This is a genomic window from Rufibacter hautae, from assembly GCF_008271695.1.
Lineage (GTDB): Bacteria > Bacteroidota > Bacteroidia > Cytophagales > Hymenobacteraceae > Nibribacter > Nibribacter hautae.
The window spans coordinates 896,941-921,211 of record NZ_VKKY01000002.1 but is presented as its reverse complement, the minus strand read 5'-3'; the positions used below and the strand labels follow the sequence as shown (position 1 = coordinate 921,211).

20 protein-coding genes are annotated in these 24,271 nt (G+C 49.8%); 3 read left to right on the top strand and 17 right to left on the bottom strand.

Annotation, left to right across the window (positions count from 1 at the left end; genetic code table 11):
- Window positions 1-4 precede the first annotated feature (4 nt).
- From hisC to hisG, 3 genes are all read right to left on the bottom strand, one after another.
- Window positions 5-1,060 carry a histidinol-phosphate transaminase gene (hisC, locus tag FOA19_RS12650; protein ID WP_149091172.1) on the bottom strand — a complete coding sequence of 352 codons (1,056 nt, stop codon included), beginning with the start codon at window positions 1,058-1,060 and terminating at the stop codon, window positions 5-7.
- Window positions 1,061-1,210: 150 nt separating this feature from the next.
- Entirely contained in the window at window positions 1,211-2,491 is a 1,281-nt protein-coding gene (hisD, locus tag FOA19_RS12645; RefSeq protein WP_149091171.1) for a histidinol dehydrogenase, read from the bottom strand.
- A 2-nt stretch (window positions 2,492-2,493) separates the two neighbouring features.
- Window positions 2,494-3,345: an ATP phosphoribosyltransferase gene (gene hisG, locus FOA19_RS12640; protein WP_149091170.1), complete on the bottom strand. Its 852-nt coding sequence runs from the start codon at window positions 3,343-3,345 to the stop codon at window positions 2,494-2,496.
- A gap of 424 nt (window positions 3,346-3,769) precedes the next feature.
- Between hisG and FOA19_RS12635 the strand changes: the two genes are divergently transcribed.
- Window positions 3,770-4,642, top strand: coding sequence for a DUF2911 domain-containing protein (locus tag FOA19_RS12635; RefSeq protein WP_149091169.1), 873 nt, complete (start codon window positions 3,770-3,772; stop codon window positions 4,640-4,642).
- Between the two features lie 120 nt (window positions 4,643-4,762).
- Here FOA19_RS12635 and FOA19_RS12630 read toward each other — a convergent pair whose 3' ends face one another.
- From FOA19_RS12630 to mnmA, 4 genes are all read right to left on the bottom strand, one after another.
- Window positions 4,763-7,222: a TonB-dependent receptor gene (locus FOA19_RS12630; RefSeq protein WP_223808876.1), complete on the bottom strand. Its 2,460-nt coding sequence runs from the start codon at window positions 7,220-7,222 to the stop codon at window positions 4,763-4,765.
- A 6-nt stretch (window positions 7,223-7,228) separates the two neighbouring features.
- Complete coding sequence (gene rpe, locus FOA19_RS12625; RefSeq protein WP_149091168.1) at window positions 7,229-7,885, bottom strand: ribulose-phosphate 3-epimerase; 657 nt, start codon at window positions 7,883-7,885, stop codon at window positions 7,229-7,231.
- Between the two features lie 203 nt (window positions 7,886-8,088).
- Window positions 8,089-8,805, bottom strand: a complete 717-nt coding sequence (locus tag FOA19_RS12620) for a hypothetical protein (RefSeq protein WP_149091167.1) — start codon at window positions 8,803-8,805, stop codon at window positions 8,089-8,091.
- Between the two features lie 17 nt (window positions 8,806-8,822).
- The gene (mnmA, locus tag FOA19_RS12615; RefSeq protein ID WP_149091166.1) at window positions 8,823-9,929 is read right to left on the bottom strand and encodes a tRNA 2-thiouridine(34) synthase MnmA; all 1,107 of its coding nucleotides are present in this window, start codon (window positions 9,927-9,929) and stop codon (window positions 8,823-8,825) included.
- Window positions 9,930-10,214: 285 nt separating this feature from the next.
- Here mnmA and trpF point away from each other — a divergent pair, with 285 nt between their 5' ends.
- The gene (trpF, locus tag FOA19_RS12610) at window positions 10,215-10,835 is read left to right on the top strand and encodes a phosphoribosylanthranilate isomerase (protein WP_149091165.1); all 621 of its coding nucleotides are present in this window, start codon (window positions 10,215-10,217) and stop codon (window positions 10,833-10,835) included.
- A gap of 325 nt (window positions 10,836-11,160) precedes the next feature.
- Here trpF and trmB read toward each other — a convergent pair whose 3' ends face one another.
- The 9 genes from trmB to holA all read right to left on the bottom strand — a co-directional run bounded on the left by trmB (window position 11,161) and on the right by holA (window position 22,424).
- Window positions 11,161-11,814 carry a tRNA (guanosine(46)-N7)-methyltransferase TrmB gene (gene trmB / locus FOA19_RS12605; RefSeq protein WP_149091164.1) on the bottom strand — a complete coding sequence of 218 codons (654 nt, stop codon included), beginning with the start codon at window positions 11,812-11,814 and terminating at the stop codon, window positions 11,161-11,163.
- 3 nt (window positions 11,815-11,817) lie between these two features.
- On the bottom strand, window positions 11,818-13,110 hold the full coding sequence (locus tag FOA19_RS12600; RefSeq protein ID WP_223808875.1) for a bifunctional folylpolyglutamate synthase/dihydrofolate synthase: 1,293 nt from the start codon (window positions 13,108-13,110) through the stop codon (window positions 11,818-11,820).
- A gap of 11 nt (window positions 13,111-13,121) precedes the next feature.
- Window positions 13,122-14,015 carry a hypothetical protein gene (locus FOA19_RS12595; RefSeq protein ID WP_149091163.1) on the bottom strand — a complete coding sequence of 298 codons (894 nt, stop codon included), beginning with the start codon at window positions 14,013-14,015 and terminating at the stop codon, window positions 13,122-13,124.
- Window positions 14,016-14,021: 6 nt separating this feature from the next.
- The gene (locus FOA19_RS12590) at window positions 14,022-14,435 is read right to left on the bottom strand and encodes an ExbD/TolR family protein (protein ID WP_149091162.1); all 414 of its coding nucleotides are present in this window, start codon (window positions 14,433-14,435) and stop codon (window positions 14,022-14,024) included.
- 4 nt (window positions 14,436-14,439) lie between these two features.
- Window positions 14,440-15,144, bottom strand: a complete 705-nt coding sequence (locus FOA19_RS12585) for a MotA/TolQ/ExbB proton channel family protein (RefSeq protein WP_149091161.1) — start codon at window positions 15,142-15,144, stop codon at window positions 14,440-14,442.
- A gap of 1 nt (window position 15,145) precedes the next feature.
- Entirely contained in the window at window positions 15,146-16,366 is a 1,221-nt protein-coding gene (locus tag FOA19_RS12580) for an HU domain-containing protein (RefSeq protein WP_149091160.1), read from the bottom strand.
- 6 nt (window positions 16,367-16,372) lie between these two features.
- Window positions 16,373-18,046, bottom strand: a complete 1,674-nt coding sequence (locus tag FOA19_RS12575) for a TonB-dependent receptor (RefSeq protein WP_149091159.1) — start codon at window positions 18,044-18,046, stop codon at window positions 16,373-16,375.
- A gap of 4 nt (window positions 18,047-18,050) precedes the next feature.
- On the bottom strand, window positions 18,051-21,080 hold the full coding sequence (locus tag FOA19_RS12570; RefSeq protein WP_149091158.1) for a tetratricopeptide repeat protein: 3,030 nt from the start codon (window positions 21,078-21,080) through the stop codon (window positions 18,051-18,053).
- Between the two features lie 219 nt (window positions 21,081-21,299).
- Window positions 21,300-22,424: a DNA polymerase III subunit delta gene (holA, locus tag FOA19_RS12565; protein ID WP_317132035.1), complete on the bottom strand. Its 1,125-nt coding sequence runs from the start codon at window positions 22,422-22,424 to the stop codon at window positions 21,300-21,302.
- Window positions 22,425-22,579: 155 nt separating this feature from the next.
- Between holA and tyrS the strand changes: the two genes are divergently transcribed.
- Complete coding sequence (tyrS, locus tag FOA19_RS12560) at window positions 22,580-23,884, top strand: tyrosine--tRNA ligase (RefSeq protein WP_149091157.1); 1,305 nt, start codon at window positions 22,580-22,582, stop codon at window positions 23,882-23,884.
- A 168-nt stretch (window positions 23,885-24,052) separates the two neighbouring features.
- On the opposite strand, the gene FOA19_RS12555 is transcribed toward tyrS, so the two are convergent.
- On the bottom strand, window positions 24,053-24,241 hold the full coding sequence (locus tag FOA19_RS12555; RefSeq protein WP_149091156.1) for a histone H1: 189 nt from the start codon (window positions 24,239-24,241) through the stop codon (window positions 24,053-24,055).
- Between the last annotated feature and the right edge of the window lie 30 nt (window positions 24,242-24,271).

Below are 24,271 nucleotides of genomic sequence, written 5' to 3'. Positions count from 1 at the left end.
TGGCTTATTGGGCGGAATAGGCGTTTAGTGATTCTAAAAGATTATCGTTTTCGGCAGGGGTGCCAATGGTGATGCGCAGGCAATTGGCGCAACCCGGTTGGGTAGAACGGTTACGAACTACTATGCCACGATCTAGCAAGTAGGCATACAGTTCATTGGCGTTCTGCACCTGTACCAGCACAAAATTGGCATCTGACGGGTACACCTTTTCAATCAACGAAAGTGCTGCAAAAGCTTCTACCAAACGAGTACGTTCCTGGATGATAACATGAAGCAAATCCTCCAGTTGCGCGGTTTTATCTAAAGCAGCACTTACAAGCTCCTGCGTGACTACGTTGATGTTATATGGCGGCTTAATCTTGTTCAGGTAGCCAATGATTTCCGGCGAAGCGAAAGCCATCCCTAAACGAAGGCCGGCCATTCCCCAGGCTTTAGATAGCGTCTGCATCACCATCAGGTTCGGGAACTCGTCTAAACGGGTAATCCAGCTAGGTGAATCAGTGAAGTCAATGTATGCTTCATCTACTACTACCAAACCATTGAAAGAGCGGATAAGCTTCTCTACCGTGGCTGGCTCCAGGATATTACCGGTGGGGTTATTAGGTGAGCACAGGAAAAGGATCTTGGTATGCTCGTTATGCTTTTCGGCTATTTTTTCATAAACAGGCTGAAAATGCTCATCTAACGGTACCCGCTGGATGCCTATGTTGTGGATGTTGGCACTTACCTCATACATGCCGTAGGTAGGTGGCAATAACAACACCTCATCACGGCCTGGCTCACATACCAGACGCACCAACAGGTCAATGGCTTCGTCCGAACCATTGCCAATGAAGATTTGCTCAGGTCTAACCCCTTTCAGCTTTGACAGCTTTTCTTTGATGGTTTTCTGGTAAGGGTCTGGGTAGCGGTTGTAATCAACGCCCCCTGCCAGACTGCCCAGGTTATTTTCGTTTGCGTCCAGATAGACGCTGGCTTCGCCTTCAAACTCGTCACGCGCCGAGGAATACGGTTTCAGTGACTTCAGGTGCGGACGAATGAAATTATCTATTGAAAACATGTTTATCAAATTTGGAGATTTGAAGATGAGGAGATTTGACGATGATTTATCTGTTTCCTCCTACTCCAATCATTACTTCATTAATCAAATAATTGAAAGCATTTTTTATGATGTAAAAATCCATTTACAAATTTTCACATCTTCACATTTTCAAATTTTATTCAATCTTATGGTCACTGCGTTTTTATGGGCATGCAACCCCTCGGCCTCAGCCATGGTTTCTACGGCAGGTCCTATGCGCTCTAAACCTTCACGGGTGAGTTGCTGGAACGTAATCTTCTTCACGAAGCTATCTAGGGAAACACCGCTATAGTTGCGGGCATAGCCATTGGTAGGTAACGTGTGGTTAGTTCCTGAAGCATAATCCCCTACGGATTCTGGGCTAAAGTGGCCCATGAAGACGGAACCAGCTTGCGTAACTCCTTCAGCCAGTACTTCTGGGGCTTCTACAGAGAGAATCAAGTGCTCCGGGGCATATAGGTTAGAGAAAGCTAATGCCTCATCCAACGTATTCACTACTATCCCAATACTGTTATTCAGCGCTTGTTCAGCTACTGTTTGACGAGGAAGTTTAGCTACCTGGTCTGCAACGGCCGCCTGTACGTTTTTGAGCTGATTTTCTGAATTGGTGACAAAAACAACTTGTGAGTCTGGGCCGTGTTCTGCTTGAGAAAGTAAGTCGGCAGCTACGAAGTTTGCATCCGCAGTATCATCAGCAATGACCAATACTTCAGATGGACCAGCTGGCATGTCAATAGCTACTCCCATTTGAGTGACCATTTGCTTAGCTGCGGTTACATACTGGTTACCCGGTCCGAAAATCTTATCTACCGCCGGAACAGTCTCGGTGCCAAACGCCATAGCGGCAATTGCCTGTGCTCCGCCCGCTTTCAATATGCGTTTAATGCCGAGTCTGTTGGCGGTGTAGAGAATGGTGGCGTTAATAGAGCCGTGTGCGCTAGGCGGAGTAGAAAGTATGATCTCTCGGCAACCGGCAATCTGGGCAGGAATACCCAGCATGAGCAGCGTAGAGAATAAAGGTGCAGAACCACCCGGTATGTACAAACCTACTTTCTGAATACCTACTGATTTCCGCCAGCAGGTAACACCCGCCATGGTTTCAACCTGTTGTACCGGTTCACGCTGCGCTTCATGAAAACGCTTTATATTATTGTATGCTAACTCAATAGCCTCCTTTAACTCTTCAGATACTTGCGGGATAGCTGCGGCAACTTCTTCCTCTGTTACCCATACACTTTGCAGCGTTGCCTTATCAAACTTAGCCGCTAACTCAACAAGAGCCGCATCTCCGTTTTGCTGAACCAGATCAAAAGTCTGCTGCACGCCTGTCCGCAACTGATCCAGCTTTTGTACTGGTCGCTGCGTTAAGGCTGCCCATTCGGCTAGTTTAGGATATAGATAGGTTTTCATACTTACCCAATCATCTTTTCGATTGGAACCACCAAAATACCCTCGGCACCGGCTTCTTTCAGCTTTTGGATAATGTCCCAGAAATCGTCTTCGTTCACCACCGAGTGCAGTGAGCTCCAACCTTCTTCGGCTAATGGAATGATAGTTGGAGATTTGATACCTGGCAACAATGGTTTGATCTGCGGAATGGCTGAGTTGGGTGCGTTCAACACCACGTACTTAGACTTCTGCGCTTTCTGCACTGCTTCCATCCTGAACAACAACTGCTGTAACAGGCGGTTCTTTTCCACATCCAGGTTTTGGTTTGCTATCAGAACTGCCTCCGATTTGAAAACTGTTTCCACCTCCCGCAGACCGTTGCTGATCAAAGTAGAGCCTGAACTTACAATGTCACACACCGCATCCGCCAGGCCAATGCTAGGGGCAATCTCCACCGAGCCACTAATGGTATGGATATCGGCTTGTACGCCTTTAGAGGTAAGAAATTCCTGCAACAGGTTGGGATAAGAAGTAGCAATGTTCTTGCCTTGTAGAGAAGTAACATCGGTATAGGTGTCTCCTTTGGAAACTGCCAAAGACAAACGGCACTTGCTGAAGCCCAGGTTTTTGACAGATAGCTGCTGCAAGCCTTCTTCCACCAACACATTCTGGCCCACAATGCCAATATCGGCCACGCCGTCGGCTACGTAGCCGGGAATGTCATCGTCGCGGAGGAACAGAATTTCAAGCGGGAAGTTGGTGGCTTCGGTCTTGAGTTTGGAGGAAGTACTGATAAAGGAAATGCCGCATTCACGGATAAGCTTCAAAGAGTCCTCTGAAAGACGTCCGGATTTCTGGATGGCTAACCGAATCATAGAGTATGTTGGTGCTATGGATAGCGTATAATGGAAAACAAAGATAGTAGCTGATTCGCTGTTCTCTTAGAAAAGCGACGGCTTAAATGGGGCCCTGCCCCGGAATGGACGATATAATGATTTGATTCCTCCTAAGAGGAATGATGGAAAAGATGGCAATGCACCCCGTGTACCGCGGTTGCGGCAATAGAAAGGGAGATATTTTTGTAGGTGCTGCTCATAATGTAGTTCAAAGGTAGTACGTTCTTCCTATAATCAAGCAGATACGGCATCTTTTTTGACTTGTTTTGTTCAGACAAATTTTTGATATTTGTATTTTACAAATTAAACATAGAAAAAGATAAATTTATTGCTTATTTGGTAGGTTTATCCACCTTTTGGTGCCATTAACCCTGCTTTTTAAGTGTTCATCTAACTATAAACCATGCGTAAATACCTGATAGCGGTTTCCCTCCTACTCTTAACTGTCTCTGCCTTTGCTCAGACCATGCTCAAATTACCCCAGGCAAGCCCAAGAGCCAACCTGACCTACACCATTGGAGTAACCGATATCACCATCAACTATGGCGCACCTGGTGTAAAGAACCGCGACATCTGGGGCAAACTGGTTCCCTACGGTAAAGTTTGGCGCGCCGGTGCCAATGAAGCCACCACCATCAAGTTCAGTACCGAGGTAAAGATTGCTCAGGATAATATTCCGGCCGGTACATACACTCTGTTTGTGTTGCCCACTGATTCCAGCAATTGGTCTTTGGTCTTGAGCAAGCAGAAAGGCCTGTGGGGCACCGATGGCTATGATGCCAGCCAGGATTTGGTCCGGATTCCCTTTAATCCGCAATGGTCTGTTTTCCATGAGACTCTCCAATACTCTGTTCAGGACATTACGCCTAACAGTGGCCGTTTAACGTTGAACTGGGCGAACAAACAACTGGTGATTCCCATAAAGGTAGACGCGCATAACCAAACCTTGAAGCTCATCAGAGATTCCCTTTCTTCTGCTAAAGCTTCAGATTGGGCTATCTTGGCCCAAGCCGTGGGGTACCTTATTCAGCAGAACTCAGACCATGAGCTAGCCTTGGAATGGATAAATAAATCGCTCAAGATTGAGGAGAACTTCTTCAACACCTGGCTAAAGGCCAAACTGCTGGCCCAAAAGCATGAATACGCAGAGGCTCTGGAACTGAACAAGAAGGCGCAGAAATTGGGTAAACAGTCCAAAGAGTCTTATGAGGCCTACGCCGACGAAATAGAAGACGCCGCCGTTCTCTGGAAGGAAAAGCGTTTCGCGGTCAATTGATTTACGCTTCCTTTTAGTTTTCTTACCCAAAAACAGCGAGGCCGCCCCTAAGGTAAGGGCGGCCTCGCTGTTTTTGATGGTTTTCTGTACTGTGTTAGGCTCCTGTTTTCTGCTCGTTTTCTATAATTTGGCTATAAAACGCAGGTTGAACAACCGGCCAGTCAGGTAGTTGGGAACGGCATAAGTAATGCCATTGAAATCACGCACATAGTTGTAGGAGATCACGTTGTTAGCGGCAATGAGGTTAAGCACTTCCAGACTTAGCCATAGGCTTTTGAGCCCGAAGTTGCCTGAGCCTTCGGTGCCTCTGATGGTGATGAGTTTGGAAAAGCCGATATCCACCCGTTTGTACGAGGGTCCCGGGAAACCGCTCCGCAGGTTCATATTGCCTGGTGGGCTGAATGGCAACCCTGTACTGAATACCATGTTCAGGTACATGCGCAAGGTAGGGTTATTGGGCAGGTGGTCCTGAAAGAAAACCCCAAAGTTCAGCAGCTGGTCCGTGGGTCTTCTAATATAGCCACGGGGCTCCTTTTTGATGATCTTTCCGGTTTGTGGGTCAGTGGTGATGGTGGAGTCTCCTATCAGATTCTCGCGCGTTCTTAGCAAACCCAAGCTAAACCAGGATTCCTCTCCTTTGATAAATTCCCCGTTCACCCGTACATCAACGCCCATGGCATAGGCGGTGGCGTTTACCTGAGGCAAATACCTGATGCGCATGTTGTCCTGTTCATACGGAATCACCGAGGGCAGGTATTTATAGTAAGCCTCGGCGGTGAGCTTAAAAGGCCGTCCCCACTTTTTAAAACGGTACTCGGTGCCCGAAATGAAGTGCCATGCCTGTTGGTTATTCAGGCCAGTGATCAACTCACCCTGGGTATTTCGCAACTCTCTGTAAAGCGGAGCCTGTACATAAAGCCCCGTAGCAAGTTTAAAGGACCAATCGGGCAGGCTTGGAAGCTGCATGGCGTACTGAATCCTGGGGCTCACGGAAAACTGCTTGTTCACTGACCAATAATGAAACCGAAGTCCATAGGTCAAGGTCTTCAGGCTGTCTATGTTCCATTGGTGTTGGGCAAACCCCTGATAGCGCCAGGAGGCAAGATCCTGCTCGCTCTGCAAAGTGGCCAGGTTAAAGACATAATCAGAGGAATCCTGGAAAGAGTACTCATTCAATACATCCCTGATGTTCTCCCGGCTGCCTTTAATGCCGGCGCTAAACTGGTTTTTATTGGAAGGAAACCAAGTGGTTCTGAACTCCAATGTCTGTAAGGCAGCCCGCAGGCGGTTACGGGAATACTCGTAGCGGGTGCCCACTCCCCGTTCTCCGGCACAACGGTTGAACGGCGAAACTCCGGGCGTGGGCATGGCGTCGCAGAAGCGGTAACCTGCTTCCAAGTCTCGGAACTCCCTTTCCTGACTATACAACCCCGAGTAAATAATTTCGGTCCGGAGGTCTGAGGAGAAATCATGCTTCAACCTTAGCCCGCCTTGGTAAGTGGTGTAACGCATCTGCTCCTGGCCATCATACCCCACCAGCAGGCGCAGCATTTGGAACTGGTTCCCGAAGGAGGTTTCCCGGGTTTCGGGCCGTACCTGGTAGTTGTTGTTGGCGACGTTACCTAAAAAGCTGAGCTGGGTTTTAGCCTCGAGTCCTGCGTTCCGGTGCTCTTTGGAAGACAAGTCATAAGTGAGATACGTCTGCACATCAGCGAATTTTGGACGGTAATCCCCTTGCACTTCCAAGCTGTTCAACACGTAGGCCGCGGTTTTATAGCGTGCGCCTATCAGGTAACCGAGCCTGCCTTTACGAGAAGTTCCTTCTGCATGCACAGATCCTCCCGTGAGGCTACCAGAAACCGAGGCAGCGAATTTTGTTGGGGTTCTATATTGGATATCCAGCACCGAAGAGAGTTTGTCACCATATTTGGGCTGCCATCCTCCGGAGGAAAACGTGACATCTTCCACTAGATCGGGGTTCACGAAGCTGAGACCTTCCTGCTGTCCGCTGATGTTGAGAAAGGGTCGGTAAACTTCAATGCCGTTCACATATACCAGGTTCTCGTCAAAATTACCGCCCCGCACCGAGTAACTGGAAGACAGTTCATTGTTGCTGGTGACGCCGGGCAGCGTGAGCAGAATTTTATTGAATTCCTGGAAGGGTGACGGAAGGGTCTGCGTGAGGCGCGGGTCAAGCCGGGTAATGCTCACCTGGTCTCGGGTATCTTCCGCATGGCGGCCCTTAATCCTTACCTCGGTGAGCTGGCTGTTTTCTTCCTGCAATTCTACGGTGACAAACCTTCTTTCTTGGGGCAGTACCTGAATTTCCTGCCGGTTGGTCTTGTAACCTATGTAACTCACCACAAGCCAATACCGGGTATTTGGCTCAAGCTTTAGACTAAATCTGCCGCGGGCATCTGAGGAGGTGGAAATACTCTTACCCTCCAAGGAGACGGTGGCACCAATGAGCGGCTTTTGCACCGTATCCTGCACAATCCCCTGCAAAAACGCTTGCTGGGCCATGACCGGCAAACCCAGTAGAAATAAGATTACCCAACACCAACCAGTCCGCATGCGCATGATATCTTAGAAGGTAATCTGTTTCAGGTCCTGGATGGTTTGGGTAGGATTCTGGGAGTTGAACACAAAAGACCCGGCTACCAGCACATCTGCCCCCGCAGAAAGTAGCAAAGGTGCATTTTCTTCATTTACCCCTCCGTCAATTTCAATGAGGCAGGAAGATCCTTTGGCATTGATCAGTGCTTTCAGCTCTCTGATCTTTTGGTAAGTATTAGAAATAAACTTCTGCCCGCCAAAACCAGGGTTCACGGACATCAAGATCACCACGTCTATGTCCTGGATCACCTCTGAAAGCAGAGATACCGGCGTATGCGGGTTCAAGGCCACGCCCGCCTTGGCGCCGCACGCTTTTATTTGCTGCAAGGTCCGGTGAAGATGCGGACAGGCCTCATAGTGCACGGAGATGATCTCGGCACCGCCTTCCCTGAATTGCTCAATGTACAGTTCCGGGTGCTCAATCATGAGGTGAACATCCAAGGGCTTTTGAGCCACTTTCTGAATGGCCTGCAACACCGGAAACCCGAAAGAAATATTAGGAACGAAGCGGCCGTCCATCACATCCACATGGATCCAATCAGCTGAGCTTTGGTTGAGCATTTCAACGTCACGGTCTAACTGACCAAAATTGGCGGCCAAAACGGAAGGAGCAATTAAATGAGGCATCAGGAGGGTTTTTCTTGTTATGCAAAGCAACGCTTTCTAACCACAAAAAGCAATCAGAAGTAGTAGACAGGTTTAACTGGTTATATGTTTTTCGTTTTAAGCCCTTTTAACGAAAAGAAGCTTTAAACCAATAGGTCTTGCTTAAAACAAAAAGCCTCGAAGTGGAAACCACAACGAGGCTTTTTGTTTTTGATTTATAGATTTTAGTCCACTTTACCAGAGCTTTCCAAGGTCTCCACTCGGTCTGAACCGGTTATGATGTAGTCCTCTCCATAGGGGCAAGTGGCTCCCGAGGAATCTTCACAATAGGTGTAGTCCTTGTTGGTACGGCTAACCGGCCCAACTCCTAGCGCCAACACCTCGTTTCTTTTCTCCAGCTCAATAAAGGTCTTGCTTTCAGCCTGCACCAGGGTTAAGGTGTTCTCATACGTTTGACTGTTTTCTAAAAAAGCCTTGCCTAAATTGGTATAGGTAAAGTAAACTGGGTCCTCATGGTCTTCATTTTTGAAGGCATTGGAAACAAAAGAATAGCCTTCTTTCACCGGGAACACCATGTGCACAGTGGTTTGGTTGTTTTCCAGAATGCGCAGGTCTGAGGAAGACAAGGAGATAAGCTTCACACCGTTCACTGTCCAGGAACCATCCGGAGAATTCCGGCGGCTCACCTCTACCCTGAACCACTCACGCCCGGTCTGGTCGGTGGTGATGTCTTTGATCAGTTCACGCGTCTGGAAAGTAGTGGTTTTGGTGATCTGGTTTCTGGAATACTCGTTCTCTGTGACATTGAAAACCCAGAACCTTCCCACCTCCAAGGGATAATACTGGTACCCCATCCTATCCAGATCTCGGGTAATTTCATTGTCTCCGCAGGAAGAAAGCAGGCTGGTCAGCAGGACCACAAAGAGCAAGATTCGTTTCATATATTCTGTTTGACTTCTTAGTCTACTATAAAGCTGGTTTCAATCCAACCGCCGCCAATCACATCGTCTCCTTCGTAGAAAACGGCTGCTTGGCCCGGTGCAATGGCATTCACGCCCGCATGGAACTTCACCAGCATCTTGTCGCCAACCTGTTCAATGGTAGCGGCGGTACCGGGGTCATTGTAACGCACTTTGGTGATGGTTTCAGTAGGTAGCCCATGCACGTTTTCGTACTTACCCATGCTCAGTTTGCCCACGTTCATGCCGTTCTTGGCAAGTTGCTCATAGTTGCCCAGCACTACCCTATTCGTTTCTTTCTCAATGCGGGTTACAAACGCAGGGTAACCCAACGCCACGCCCAGACCTTTCCGCTGCCCGATGGTATAGAATGGATAACCTTCGTGTTTGCCTACCACGGTTCCGTCTTCCAGCACAAACTCACCGCCGGCCACTTCCGCCTGTAAGGTGGGTACTCTCCTTTTCAGGAAACCGCGGTAGTCATTATCCGGAATAAAGCAGATTTCGTAAGACTCGGCCTTTTTCACCAGGGCATCAAAGCCGCGGTCCATGGCCATCTGCCGGATCTCGGTTTTATGCAGCTGCCCCAACGGGAAAATGGTGCGGCTCAGGCTTTCCTGTGAGATTCCCCACAGCGCGTAAGACTGGTCTTTGTTGTGGTCTTTCCCTTTGGAGATGACATACCGGCCGTTCTCCTCCCGGATATTGGCATAGTGCCCGGTGGCGATGAAATCACAACCCAGTTTATCGGCGCGGCGCAGCAAGGCATCCCATTTAATGTGGGTGTTGCACAGCACGCAAGGGTTTGGCGTACGGCCGGCAATGTACTCGTCGGTGAAATGGTTGATCACATAGTCCCCGAACTCTTCGCGGATGTCAATTATATAATGCGGAAAACCCAGCTGCACCGCAATGTCACGGGCATCATTTATGGAATCAAGGCTGCAGCAGCCGGTCTCCTTTTTGCTTCCCCCGGAACTGGAGTAGTCCCAGGTTTTCATGGTCATGCCCACTACTTCGTATCCCTGCTCGTGCAACAGCACCGCTGCCACAGAGGAATCAATGCCGCCACTCATAGCGACCAATACTCTTCCTTTTGAACTCATTTTTTCTGAAATAAAACGGGATTCACAGTCCCGCCGAAAAACAATGCTACAAATATAGTGAATTTAAGGCGCTTTTACGCCCGTTGAGGATCAAGCACTTACTTGTAGCCCCTTCTAAAACCCTGAGGACAAAAAATAAGTTTAACGATGCATAAGCCAAGGCGAGGGCCAGAATTGCGCAAAAATGATGGACCCGGTGTAGGCTACAAAACCTAAACAGCTTACTTTTGGCCCCGGATTCACCCGCTATTGGGCCGTTTCCCAGAAAACAAGCAAAAAACAAGCATGGCACTTAATACAATTGTTCTTGTCAACCAGATTACCAACCTAAGTGATGCCCGTTACTGCGCCGGAATGGGCGTAGAAATGCTGGGTTTTTCCCTGCAACCCGGCCAACCGCAGCACTTGACCCCAGAGGCCTTTAAAGAGATCTCTGGTTGGGTATCGGGTGTGAAACTTGTGGGCGAAGTGACCGATCTGCCCGCTCAGGAATTAGAGGAACTGCTGCTGGAATATAAAGTAGACATGCTGCAACTCAACAGCCTTTACTTTATAGAGGAACTGGACGACTTGCCTTTGCCCATCATCCTGCGGGTGCTCATTGACAAAGACACCGTGGAGGAAAACCTCATCAGCACACTGGAAACCTACCAGCAACACGTTGAATATTTCCTGATTGACTCGGAGGACTTCTCTTTCATTGATGATACCAACCTCCGTTTCCTGCGCGATATTTCCAAAAAGTACCCCATCCTCCTGGGCTTCGGCCTGACCAAGGAAAACACCCGTGAGGCATTGGAAAAAATCCATCCGGCCGGCATCGCCCTAAAAGGCGGCACGGAAATTCGCCCAGGCTTCAAGAACTTTGATGAGCTGGAAGAGATTTTTGAGCAGCTAGAAGATTGATTAATGTGCCAATGAGGCAATGTGCTGATGTGGTAATATGGCAGATTTGAAGATTTGAGGATGTGAAGATTTGAAAATGTTGTAGAGCACACCCTTAAATCCAACAAGAAAAAGGCTAAAAAATAAAGAACCCTTTAGGACCAGTTTTCATGAAAACAGGCCCAAAAGGGTTCTTTATTTAAAATCAGCATATCTTGCCTACAATGCTAAGGCTGAATCAAAAACCTAACTGGTGAATCACCTCATTCAGAAATTTACACATCTGCACATTTCCAAATCTTCAAATTAACCCTTTAGCACATCAGCACATTAGAACATTAGCACATTAAAGCTGGTACTGCAGGTATTTGATAGGGACACCCAGATCCAGGTACTTCTTCTCGAAGGTGGTGTAGATTCCCATGGTGTGCTCCTGCAGGTCAGACTCGTAGAGGTCCTTGGTATAAAGAAGATTGGAGGCTGGTCGTTCCTGTAGCACTTCTAGTGAATAGTCAAAGAGCAACTCACTGTCGGTTTTCAGGTGGAGCTTGCCGCCGGGTTTCAACATACGCTCGTACATCTCCAGGAAGCGCGGGGAAGTAAGCCGGCGTTTGATGTCGCGTTTACGGGGTTGCGGGTCTGGGAAGGTGATCCAGATCTCGTCTACCTCATGCTCCCCGAAGTGCTGGTCCAGGTTCTCCAGGAAAATGCGCAGGAAACCAACGTTGTACAATCCGGCTTCCTCGGCCAGGGAGCTCCCCTTCCAGATACGGTTGCCCTTGATATCAATTCCAACGAAGTTTTTGTGGGGAAATAGCTGAGCCATGCCCACCGTGTACTCGCCTTTGCCGCATCCTACCTCCAGCACCAGCGGTTGCTCTTTCAGGAAAAAGTCACGGTTCCAGTGGCCTTTCAGTTTCTCAAAATTCTCTTTGCCTGGTTCTACCACGTTTGTTCGGGTAGCATTTACTGCAAATTTCTCTAGTTTTCCTCTGCCCATTACTTATAGTTCGGGTATTTCTGCCACCACAAAGGTACTACCGCCAATGAAAATTACCTCATCTTCCTGGGCAAAGGCTTTGGCGGCCAAGATGGCGTCTTCCACGGTTGGGTAGGCAGCACCCTTCAGGCCCGCAAACTGTGCTTCTTCCCAGAGCTTCTGCACCGGCAAAGCTCTGGGGATTTGGGCTTCGCAGAAATAGTAGCGGTAACTTACGGGTAGCAGCCGCAACACACTGGCAATGTCCTTGTCATTCACTGCCCCAAACACAAAGTGTACCTGTTTAGGCTTTAAGGCCAACAGTTGGGTAACCACCGCACGAAGGCCATCTATGTTATGGCCTGTATCACAGATGGTCAAAGGCTGCTGTCCCAGAACCTGCCAGCGGCCTTTCAGGCCAGTAAGTGCCTGAACATTCCGCAAACCTTCGCGCAGGTGCTCTTCAGAGATGGTGAAGCCTTGATTGTTTAGGTTCTCTACCGTGGCCAGAACTCCGGGTAAGTTAAAGCGCTGATAGCTCCCCAAGAGTGAAAGCTCTAGTTCATCTAAGAACAGTGAATCTCCCTTGTAGACAGCATAAAAAGAGGACAGTCCTTTGGTTTCCTTTAGTTCTACCCGGTACGCTTGATCTGCGAAAGTGAGCGGGCTTTGGGTTTCTAGGCTCTTTTCCTCAAAGATGCTGGAAACTGAAGGTTGGGTAGTGTTGATGACCGCTGGCACTCCGGGTTTGATGATGCCCGCTTTCTCGCGCGCGATCTCCTGAACCGTATTCCCCAACAGCAGTTGATGGTCTAGCCCGATGTTGGTGATAAGGGAAACCAACGGTGTGATGATGTTGGTGGAGTCCAGCCGTCCGCCCAAGCCAACCTCAATGATGGCGATGTCTACTTGTTCCTCCACAAAATAGTCGAAAGCAAGGGCTACCGTCATTTCAAAAAAGGAAGGTTTCACTTCTTCAAACAACGCTTGGTGCTGTTGGGTGAAAGCCGCTACTTTCTCGCGGGAGATCATCTCTCCGTTCACCCTGATGCGCTCTGTGAATTCCTTCAGGTGGGGCGAGGTATACAGACCTGTTTTGTACCCGGCTGCTTGCAGCACAGCCGCCAGCATGGAAGAGGAACTGCCTTTGCCGTTGGTGCCACCTACGTGCACGGTTTTGAACTTGTGCTGGGGTTGGTCTAGTGCATTGGTGAGCGCAATGATGTTGTCCAGGCTCTTCTTAAAAGCAGCGTTGCCGATGCGGTGAAACATCGGCAACTGCTGGTATAGGTAATCTAAGGCTTGTTCGTAGGTCACGAAGGTCGTCTTTAGTTGGATCTTATGATAAAGGTAATGGTTCCGGTGGCACCGTTTGAGTTTCCGCCGGCGGTCCGGCTGAAGGAGGTTCTCTGTACTTGCTCTTTATACCAGTTCACCACTTTAGGGCTTACGTTGCTTTCCAGCACTCTCACACTCACTAATTCGCCATTCCCGTCAATCTTGATCTGGAATTTGACAACTCCAGTTTCATCGTCAAAGGGATCTGGCTTGGGGGCTACATCATACCGCCAACCGGGCATGTTCAGGCCTGGTCCGCCACCTCCTCCGCCGTTCCCTTTGCCGGGGGTTCCGTAGAGAGCCCGCGAATCAAGCGAACCGTTGGGGTCACCTTGGTCGCCTACTTTCCCGGGACGGTCCCCATTATTATTGCCGGTGGGTTTGTTGCTGGTACCGTTGGTTCCGTTAGCACCGGCCGTCGTAGACTTTCCTGGGTAAAGGGCTCTGGGCTTCTCCACCACCGGGGTAGGCTTGGCTACTTCGGTCTTCGGGGTTTCGCGGGGCGTGGTGACTGGTTTTGCTTCTTCTTTAGGCGGAATGGATACCGGACCTTCGTCATCAGTGGTCACTACTTTCTCCTGCTGGGTTTCGGTAGCGGGTGCCTGCGGCTGTGGACTTGGGGCTATTGGCGTTGGCTGATCCAGTTGGCGGGCAGGCTTGCTGTCTTCCGGGTTGTCTGAGGCATTAGCCGTAGCCGTGGTTTGCAGATCCCCGAAGCCTTCAGCGTCCAGGCCATAATTAAGCACAATCCCCTCGCCGCCAGCCAAAGGCGGATCTGGTGATTTGAAAATCACAAAGTAGAAAACCAAGAAAAGCACCACATAAAAAAGAATGGTGCCTACCAGGGCTTTTAGCTGATCTTTCTTAACTACGGTAGTCTGCATAAAAAATTATGAAGCGGCACTTGGGCTTTGGGTGGCCATGATCATTTTCACCTTCAACTTAGAGCCAACCTCTAAAATGTCTACAAGTTTCTGAACATTCAAAGAGGCATCTACCCGCAGCACCACTGTGGCCTTTTCAATATTTGTGCCAGTCAGTTCCTTGGCAAGTTCCATCTCCAGGTTCTCGGGTGCCACCGGGCGCTTGTTGATAAAATACTCACCGGCCGAAGTCACGGAGATATTGATGGGGTCCTGTGCTACCTCTTTAGAGGATTTGGCACTGGGTAAAAGCAATTTCACGGCATTTGGGTTTGCCATGGTAGAGGCGATCAGGAAGAACAGCAACAGGAAGAACATGATGTCGTTCATGGCCCCTGTTTCTACGTGTGAGGTAGAATGTCTTTTTTGGCGAAGCTTCATAAGCTTAGTTCTCCTGTAATAAGTCTGTAAACTCTAATGCGTTGTTCTCAATCTTGAAAACCACTCTTTCTACCATCAGGCTTAGGTAATGGTAGCCAATGTGCGCGATAATTCCCACGATAAGACCGGCCGCCGAAGTCACCAGTTTTTCATACAAACCACCAGAGATCTGGTTGATCCCGAAGTCATTTGAAACGGAAATCTGATAGAAGATCTTGATTACCCCGGAGATAGTACCCACGAAACCAAGCATGGGCGCAATACCCGCGATAATTCCCAGAATACTGATGTTCTTCTCCAAACGGGAAACTTCCAGTCTGCCCACCGCCTCAATGGAGGTTTCAATGTCTTTCAAAGGAGATCCAATACGACGAATCCCTTTTTCAATCATGCGGCTCAGCGGAGTGGACGTTTGGGTGCACAGCAATTTAGCGCCTTGCAGATCACCTCTAAGCACCAGGTTCTTCACGTTGTCCATGAAACTGGCTGGCTCCCGGCTAGCTCTTTTGATAGCCAGGTAACGTTCAATCATGATAAACACCGCTGCGAAAGCCAGGATGAAAATAGGAATCATTACCCATCCTCCGCGCCATACCATGTCTAAAAGGGAGATAGAGGGAGCAGCTTCTGCGGTAGCTGCGGCATTAGAGGCAACATTCACCGCTGTGTCAGCAGCAGTGGTGGTAATCTGGAGAAGAAAGAAATTCATGTTAATAGTTATATACCCAAAGTTCATTGCTGATTTTAGAGCGCAACGCCGGTAATGCGGCGAATGCCTCGGCCTCAGTGGCGTAATCCGCTACAGAAACCCGTTGGTGTTTGGTATCATAGATGGAGGTAATGATTTTGGCCTCCAAACCTTTCTTAGCAAAGCGCTTCTGGTGCATGGCCGCGTACCCGTTGGAAGAGGAGAACACGCCCATGATGATGTAAAAACGGCCTGTCTTGCGTTTAATTGTAGCCGGCTCAGCAACTTCTGCTTTTTCGGCTTTTTTGACTGCTGGTTTAGCAACCGCTACTTTTTCCTCCTTCACCGGAACTGGCTCAGCTACCTTAGGGGTAGCGGCAACGGCCACTTCCTCCTTTACTGTAGCCGGGGCTTCCACTGCCTTAGGTTCCTCTGTAACCGTTTCGGGGCTGGTTTTAGGAAAAGAGGCCAAAACGGAGTCTTCGGTGGCCAGTTCCGCCTCAAGGGTAGGATCAACCGGCAAAGCAGACTTATATTGCTCCGTTAACTGTGCTTGCTCAAAAGCATCAACATCAGGGGTTTGGGGCTGTTCCTGCTGTACAGAGGCAGGGTTTTCTGAACCTGTTAAAAGGGTCACCGGATTCAAAGAGCTTAAAGCCACATCGCCCTGAACAGACAACAGGTAAATGGTAGCCACCGAAACGCAGCCCACCACCAGGCTAGCGCCGATGCGGTACAGTTTCCGGAATTTGCTTCCTGCCTTTTTGCCTTCTTCGGCTGGGGCGGTTTGGTCCTGGTATTTGCCTCTTAGAATAAGCGTCTCTTTGCCAGAGATGGGTTTAGCCACCAATTCCGGTAACCCGAAGGCCTGCTCCAGAAAGTTGTCGCTCTCCAGGTTTTCAAACACCAGCTTATGCTCTGCGTTGTACCGGAACACGCCAACGTCTTCCAGTTCAAAGCGATGCTGGGTTCTCAGTTGCTCTTTCAATTCTACCACAAACTCTGCTACTGCCAGTTGGGCCTGCGGCATAGGCCACTTTTGTTTCTGGGCCAGGGTGGAGATCAAAAGTCCATCGTTCACCTTCAGCTGCTCATTGAAGGCAACTCTTTTGGAGGGTGGTGAGAACATATGCTTCACCGGATGGATTTTGGCCGGCGTATAATGCGTGATCAACCCCCCGAAGTTGGGAATGATGACGCAGTCATAGGCGTACAGCAGCGATTTTATGTGGCTTTGAACCATACTTATTTAGAATGAATAGGTAACCCCACCAATAAAGGATATCCCTTGGGTTGGGTAATTCACGAAACGTTGGTACTTGCTGCCCAGCAGGTTATTTCCCATAAGGAAAGCGGAGAACCGGGGAGTGAAGCGATAATCACCCTTCAGGTTCAAGTCCACTATGTTGTCTGTCTCTTGCAGCACCTTGGTACCATCCGTACGGGTTATTTCCCCGAACGAACTGCTAATATAGTAAAGTTCACTGTTCAAGAGAATCTTGTCAGAAAGATTATATGAGGCAAAGGCGGTCGCGATCATGTCTGGCCGATGAAAAGGCTCTCGCAATGAGGTGGTTGTGTAGTTATTGCTTTCCACCTTCGCGCCCAGCCTCAAATCCTCTGACTGGTTAAAGGTCAATTGCCCGAAAAACTGGAAAACCTTGGTTACTCCATCGTCATACAGCAAGTCAAACTTGGACGAGTCGGTTACTGAGTTGTTGTAGAAGTACAAGTTGCGGTAGTTCTGGAGAGCCACCCGCCCCGTAAACTGCACCGATTTGCTGATGCTGCCGTTCACCCCAGCGTACACCTCTAATCCTTTGTTTACATCGGCGATGCTCAGGTTCTGGTTCAGCCAAGGATTTTCTTTGCTTAAAGAGTACAGCGTATTCCGCTGCAAATCTCCGCCTGCCCCAACAAATAGAGTCAGCTTGTCCTGGATTACCTGGTAATTGGCTTCCAGGGCCGGATAGAGGTTGAATTTACGAGCATCGTTGACAGTGTCACCGGTATAAGCAATGGTAGCACCCAGCATCAGGCCCAGGCGGTCCATCTTCAGGGCGTATGCCGGACGAACCTTGAAGAATCCGCGGCCATAGGTATCATTGCCTTTCAGGCTGGTGTAGGCCAGGTCCAGATCTACCTTGATCTTAGACTCAGCACTGAGGTCATAGGCCGTTTCCACCCTCCCGAAGAGGTGCGTCTCCTTGGCGTTGTAATCATCTCCGGTATAGGTAAGGCCAACCTTTCCATCATAATGGAAGATGTTCTTCACATCCGTTAGGTTGTTCAAGTGCCCCTCTACCAGAAAGCGGTTATATACCTGTTTGATAGCATTCTTATCTACTTCTGCCACATTGCTGGTGCCATAGAAATTATTCTGGTCACGCTCGTAACGCACCCGTCCGCCTACGGCTACTGGGCCATAGTAAAGTTCTCCGTTACCTTGCACATAACTGCTGGCAGAGCCGGATTTCTCAATGGGCCCATGGGCAGAGGAAAGATGCCCTACCTGCGCCCCGAAGGATGATTTGTCATTGCGGGTATTATGGAAGTAGCCTTGACCATAGAACGTACCGTAGTTGCCAATACCGCCTTTCACATAGTTTCCGAACTGCTTAGAGAGTTGCTCCTGCTCAATGGCCAGCACCTTCATGGGCAGGTTGATGTAATGCTCAGGTAAACGGTACTCATTGAAGCGATAGGTTACTTTGCGTTCTCCCAGAGACGGCGGTTGAATAAGGAACTTCTGGAAGTTACGGTTGGCCTCGGGGAGCTCCAGGGTACGGTTCTTCTCCACCACAATCTCGGTGCTTTCCAGTTTGTTTCCTTCGCCCCAACCCGTTTGCTGTGCCTGAGCGGCCGGTATCAAGCCTATTAAAAAGAGAGCAGAGACACCCGCCCATTTCATTGTATATCTCATGGTCTTATTCTTTAGGGGTGCTGGTGGACGGGGTAACACTGTTTTCTAAGGCAGCCAGCTTCGCCTTTGCTTCCGTTTTGATTTCCTCCAGCGGAGAGTTCTCAATAATGGAATTCAAAGTTGCTTTAGCCTGGAAGGCCTCATTTTGTGCCACATACACATCGGCAATAAGCAGGAAGGTTTTACCCAACCAAAGCTCATAGTCCCCGAAGGTTTTGCTGAATTCAAACCCGTGGTCTAAGGCTTCTTTTAATTTATTCTGCTTAAAATAGATCTCGCTGAGCAAGTAATGCGCCTCGGCACCATTAACGTCGGTGGCGGAAGTAGCCGCAGTAGCGAATTCTTTTTCAGCCTGCTCCAGGCGGCCTAAGGCATAGCTCGCTTTACCTCTATACAGCAAAGCCGAGTTGTAAGCGTTTAGAGTGGCGTTACCCCGGGCAATCAGGTCATCGGCAATAAGGATGGTGTTGTTGTAGTCACTGGTGAAGTAGAAGCTCTTCATGAGGCCCAACAAAGCATTGGCTTGCTCCTTCTTGTTGGCAGCAAGGTCACGCAGACGAGAGTAGAAATTGGCGGCCTCGGTATAGTTGCCGTTCTCAAACTCCATATCTGCCACGCGCTGTACGGCTTTGCTCAGGTACTCAGATTTTCCTTCAATGGCCACCTCCTTAAGGCTGCGCAGGGCATTTTCCTTGTCACCGCTCCGCAGGTAAGAATCTCCCAGGAAATACCGGGCATTGGGTACCGAGGCACTGGCTGGGTAACCCTTCAAGAACCCTTCGAACTTAGGAATAGCCTGCTTGTACTTCTCATTAAAGTAAAGTGATTTAGCAGCTTCAAACTCAACGCTTTCCAAAGCATCACTCTCCGGGTTTGCCGATTTGAACTTGGCCAGGTAGGTATCCAGTTGCTCTGTTTCATTTGTGGCACCTAGCGCTTCCTGCAGACTGTACAAGGCGTTGTTGGCTACCTCATGGGTAGGGTATTGGTCAATCACCCGCTTGAAATCGGCAATGGCTTCGTTCTGGCGTTTAAGGTTCAGGTAAGCGACCCCGCGCTTCTGCAAGGCGTTCGGCACCAAGGTGCTGGAAGAATAGCTGTCTACCAAGGTGGTGAAGGAAGCAATGGCTGGGGCGTAGTTGGAGCTCTCAAAATCAATGATCCCTTGCTGGTACACGGCATCATCCGCGTAGCGGGACTTAGGATAGGATTTGAGCAATGCCTGCAGGCTCTGGATGGCCTGGTCTCTCCGGCCTGTCAGGTTATACACCACCGCCTTCTGGAAGTGCACGTAGTCTGCGTCCGGGGTGCGGGCGGCCATGGCCTGGTCATAGTAGCTCAAAGCTTGGCTGTAGTCCTTTGTCACGTAGTAGCAATCCGCCAGGCGGATCATGGCATCTGCGTAGTTAGGGTTACCGGCTTTGATAGTGTTATCGTTCAAGTACGCCTTAAAGTGCACCAGGGCTTTGTCGTACTGCTTCTCGTTGTAATAAGCGTATCCAATACCGTAGCGGGACTTCACGTAAAACTCGGTGCGGCCAGAGTTCACAGTCTGGAACACGGCTCCGTAGCTGTTGATAGCCTGGGGCCAGCGCTGCCCAATGGAGTAAGCCTCGCCTTTCAGGAAGTTACTGCCGGCCTCTATCTCTTTGTTGTAAGGAAAACCAAGGGATTTGTCCAACATGGAAACAGCCTGCTGAAACAACTGGTCATTGTAGAGTTTTACCGCCTGGTAGTAGGTGACCCGCTGATAGGTCTCATTAATGCGGTGGCTGCGCTTAGGCAGTTTCTCAATGTGCTGGATGGCTTCCAGGTAGTTGCTAGAGTTCAGGTACGCCTCGCTGAGGATATCGTCTACCTCGCCACTGAACCTTGAGTCTGGGTAATCTTTTGTGAAGGAAGCCAGCGAGTTAATCACCTCAGAGTTGTTGCCCAGTTCATAGTTGAGCTGCGCGTATTTCACAGTAGCCCCCTCCTTCACATTCTTGTCAATGTTGAGTTTGCGGGCCTGGTCAAAGGCACCCAAGGCAAATTGCTTGTTGTTGTCTTTGAGGTAACTGAGGCCCAGGTGATATGAGGCATTCTGTCCCAGAGAGTCTGACTGGAAGGCCACGGCCTTCAGGTTCTGGATGGCGCTCTTGAAATCGTTGTTCTTGTAGTCGGTGATACCCATTTTGTATTGCACCGTCTTGTCCAAGGATTTCTTGCCTTGGGCGTAGCTCTTGAAGTACTTGGCCGCGTTCTTGAAATCATTGCGCTGAAAGTACGCGTCCCCGATGAGCACCTCAATCTCTTTGGGGTTCTGCACCGGCGGCGTCATCTGCAAAGATTTCTCTCCGTAGCTGATCACCTCCTGGAAGTTCTTCTCTTTGTAGAGCACCTCGGTGAGCATGTAAGGCACTACCGGGCGGTAGGTCTCGTCTTTCTCCGCTACCTGCAGGTCCAGCTTTGCCCCGATGTAGTCGCCCTCGCGGTACGCCAGGTAACCGGCGTAGTAGCTGGAGGCAGAGGTGTATTGGTGGGTGCCTTTCTTGTTGCGGTCAAACAGCTCTTTGGCCTTGGCGTAGTTCTTCTTGGAGTAATAGGCGTACCCCAGCTTGAAGTCAGATTCTTTCAGTTGGGCATCGTCCAGCCGGTCGGCCGGGGCCTTCTCTAGGTACTCAATGGCTTTGTCGTAGTTCTTGTTGTCAAAGAAGGTGGTGCCTAATTCAAAGAAAGCCGTGGCCGCCTTGGGGTGCGCCGGGTACCGGGAGGCAAACTGCAACACCAACTGCTCCGCATCGGGGTGGAATAGGTGCAGGCCGCTCACGGCGTAGTAGTACTGGGCATCGGCGGTTCTCAGCGGGTCATTGATGAGCTTGATGTACTGGGCGAAGGCCTGCTGGGCTGCCCCGAACTTCTCGCGGTCAAACAACTCTAACCCTTCCTGGTAAAAGCGCTCTTCTGAGCGGAAGGTCAGGGGTTGCTGCGCGTGGGCAACCTGAGCTCCTCCCAGCAAGGCGGTAGCCAGGGCTAACTTGTGAGGTAGTTTCATAGTCAATTAGGCTTTAGGCCGATGCCTGGTGGAAAACAGAAGGTGCTCTGCTCCGGCGGGCCTGTCCTTCAAAATTAGGAAAAATAGAAAGAAAGAAACCAGCTTATTTTCGCAAACGGCTCTTTCTGGGAACGTTAATATAGGGATTTTAGCATAAAGGCTGCCTACAAAAATTCCTGTTTTAGAATCGGTTTTTAGAAAATAGCCTCTAAACGGTTTTTAGCTGTAAACCGGCACCGGATGCAGCATTTTAAACACCAGTTCCTTGAGAATGGCCGCGTCTGATATAGCGCCGCCCTCAATGCCCTTGCTCTGCAAATCGGCCACGTGGATGAACTGGATGACCTGCAACACGCGCCGGTACGGGTACACCCGGAGAGCCTGCAGGTACTCTTTGGCGAGGAATCCGCGGTTACCCAGTTCTTTAGCTACCGTTTGCTCCGTGATCTGGGGCAGCAGGTGCAGCGTCATCAGCTTGGAGAAAAAGGAAAACAGCAATACTAGGTTTGGGATGAGCGGATTGTCCTTGGGGTTTGATTCAAAGTAATTGAGAATACGATTGGCCTTGAGCACATCCTGGCGCACCAGCGCATTCTGCAGTTCAAAAATGTTATATTCCTTGCTGATCCCGATGTTCTCCTGCACCAGCCGTTCGTCAATCGTCTGCCCTGGCTTGAGGTTGATGGACAATTTCTCAATTTCGTTCGCTAAACGGGAAAGGTCAGACCCGATGAACTCGCCCAGCATCATGACTGCCTGGGGGGTCGCTAGCAGGTTTTTGGTTTTGATAAACTGGTTTATCCAGCCGGGCACCTGGTTGTCGTAGAGCTTTTTGGTGGTAAGGAACACGGCCTGCTTGCTTAGCAGTTTCCCCAGCCGTTTGCGGCCGTCCACAGTTTTATGCTTGTGGCAGAACACCAGGATAGTGGAAGGCAAGGGATTGTTCAGGTAAGCATCCAGCTGTTTGGCCGCCGGGTCTTTCTCGGGGTCAGCCTCCAGGTTGGGCAGGTTCTGCGCCTCTTTCACAATCACCACCTGCCGGTCAGACATCATGGGAAAACGTTTGGCCTGCAGCAGCACGGTAGGAACATCGGTATCCTTGCCGTACATCACCACCTGGTTGAAGCCTTTCTCCATGTCATTGAGGGCGTGCTGCTCAATGTAGTCAGAGATAAGGTCAATGTAGAAGGGTTCATCGCCCTGCAAGAAATACACGGGGGCGAACTCACGGTTCTTCAGTTGCTTCAGGATATCGTCTGCGGTAAGGGCCATGGGCTGGATGGTCTCTGGGATGGTGGAAACTAACGGATCCCCAAAGTTACCATTGTCCCGAAACGAATCCACTATGAGGGCGCATAAAAAGAGCCGAATGTGTTTAGGGCCTTCTTTCAGGAAAGAAGCCTTGAAACAGGAAGTACGGTTAGGTAACTCCCAAGCTTATTCTCCCCTGCTATCCTTTTAAAAGATTCTTATCTTTGGCGCAAGCAAACTAGAAGCACATGAATTTAATTGAAGAACTGCGTTGGCGCGGCATGTTGCAGGACACCATGCCCGGAACAGAAGAACAACTGAACGCAGGCATGACCACCGGCTACATAGGTTTTGACCCTACCGCCTCCTCGCTCCACATAGGCAACTTGGCCACCATTATGCTGTTGGTACATCTGCAGCGGGCAGGCCACAAACCAATAGCCCTGGTGGGCGGCGCCACCGGTATGATAGGAGATCCCTCAGGGAAGAACGCCGAACGTAACCTGCTCTCTGAGGATGTGCTGCGCGCGAACCAGGAAGGCATCAGGAAACAATTGGAGAAGTTCCTGCAGTTTGAAGGCGTGGCCAACGCCGCCGAGATCGTGAACAACTATGACTGGTTTAAGGAGTTCTCGTTCCTGGATTTCCTGCGCAACGTGGGCAAGCACCTTACGGTGAACTACATGATGAAGAAGGAATCGGTGCAGAAGCGCATCACAGCCCAGGAGGGCGAAAACGGCGCTGAGGGTCTCTCCTTCACCGAGTTCTCTTACCAATTGCTGCAGGGCTACGACTACTACCACCTCTACAAGCATAAGAACGTGCGCCTGCAGATGGGCGGCTCTGACCAGTGGGGGAACATCACCTCGGGCACGGAGCTCATCCGGCGCATGGAAGGCGGCAAAGCCTTTGCCCTCACCACTCCACTGGTGACCAAAGCCGATGGCAGCAAGTTCGGGAAGTCTGAGAGCGGCAACGTGTGGCTGGACCCCAACATGACCTCGCCTTATAAGTTCTACCAGTTCTGGCTCAACGTAGCCGATGAAGAAGCTGAGAAACTGGTGAAGCGCTTTACCTTATTGACGCAGGAAGAGATTGCTGCCCTGGTAGCCGAGCACCAACAGGCACCGCACCTGCGCGTGCTGCAGAAAGCCCTGGCCAAAGAAGTAACCACTACCGTGCACTCTGCCGCTGAGTACGAAAGCGCTGTGGAGGCTTCCCAAATCCTGTTCGGGAAAGGTGACCTGGAGACACTCCGCGGCTTACCGGAATCTACCCTGTTGGCGGTGTTTGAAGGCGTGCCCCAGATTGAGGTTGCCAAAGACGCGTTGACCGCTGAAACCCTTTCGGTGGACTTTCTCTCTGAGTTAACCCAGAACCAGATTTTCGAATCAAAAGGGGAGGCAAAAAAAATGATCCAGAACGGTGGCGTAAGCATTAACCGGCAGAAAGTAGGCAAGCCAGACGAAGCTTTGAGCCAAGACCTACTACAAGGCAAATACCTGGTGGTGCAGAAGGGAAAGAAGAATTACTACCTGGTAAAAGCGATGTAATCCATGTGATTCAGGCTTAAAGGCCACCTTATTACTTATCTCCTATTTCAAGCTCGTTTTCCTGAAAACAGGCTTGAAATAGGAGATTTCTTCTTTAGCAGAAAGCATAAAAAAAGGTGGGCTTTTGGACCCACCTTTTTTTATAATATCTTATAAAAGAGCGACTTATTATTTTTCAGCGCCTTCGCTGTTTTTCATGTCCTGAACTTCCTTACGGATGTCTTGAGCCATGTTTTTAAGATCTTGCATACCTTTTCTTACACGGGTACCGGCGGCTGAGTTCTTTTTGTCATAGAATTTCTCAAAATCGCCTTCCAGGGAAAGAACCAGATCCTTAAGTTTGGAAAAATTGTTCATTAGAGCTTGTTTAAATGGTTTAACATGTTG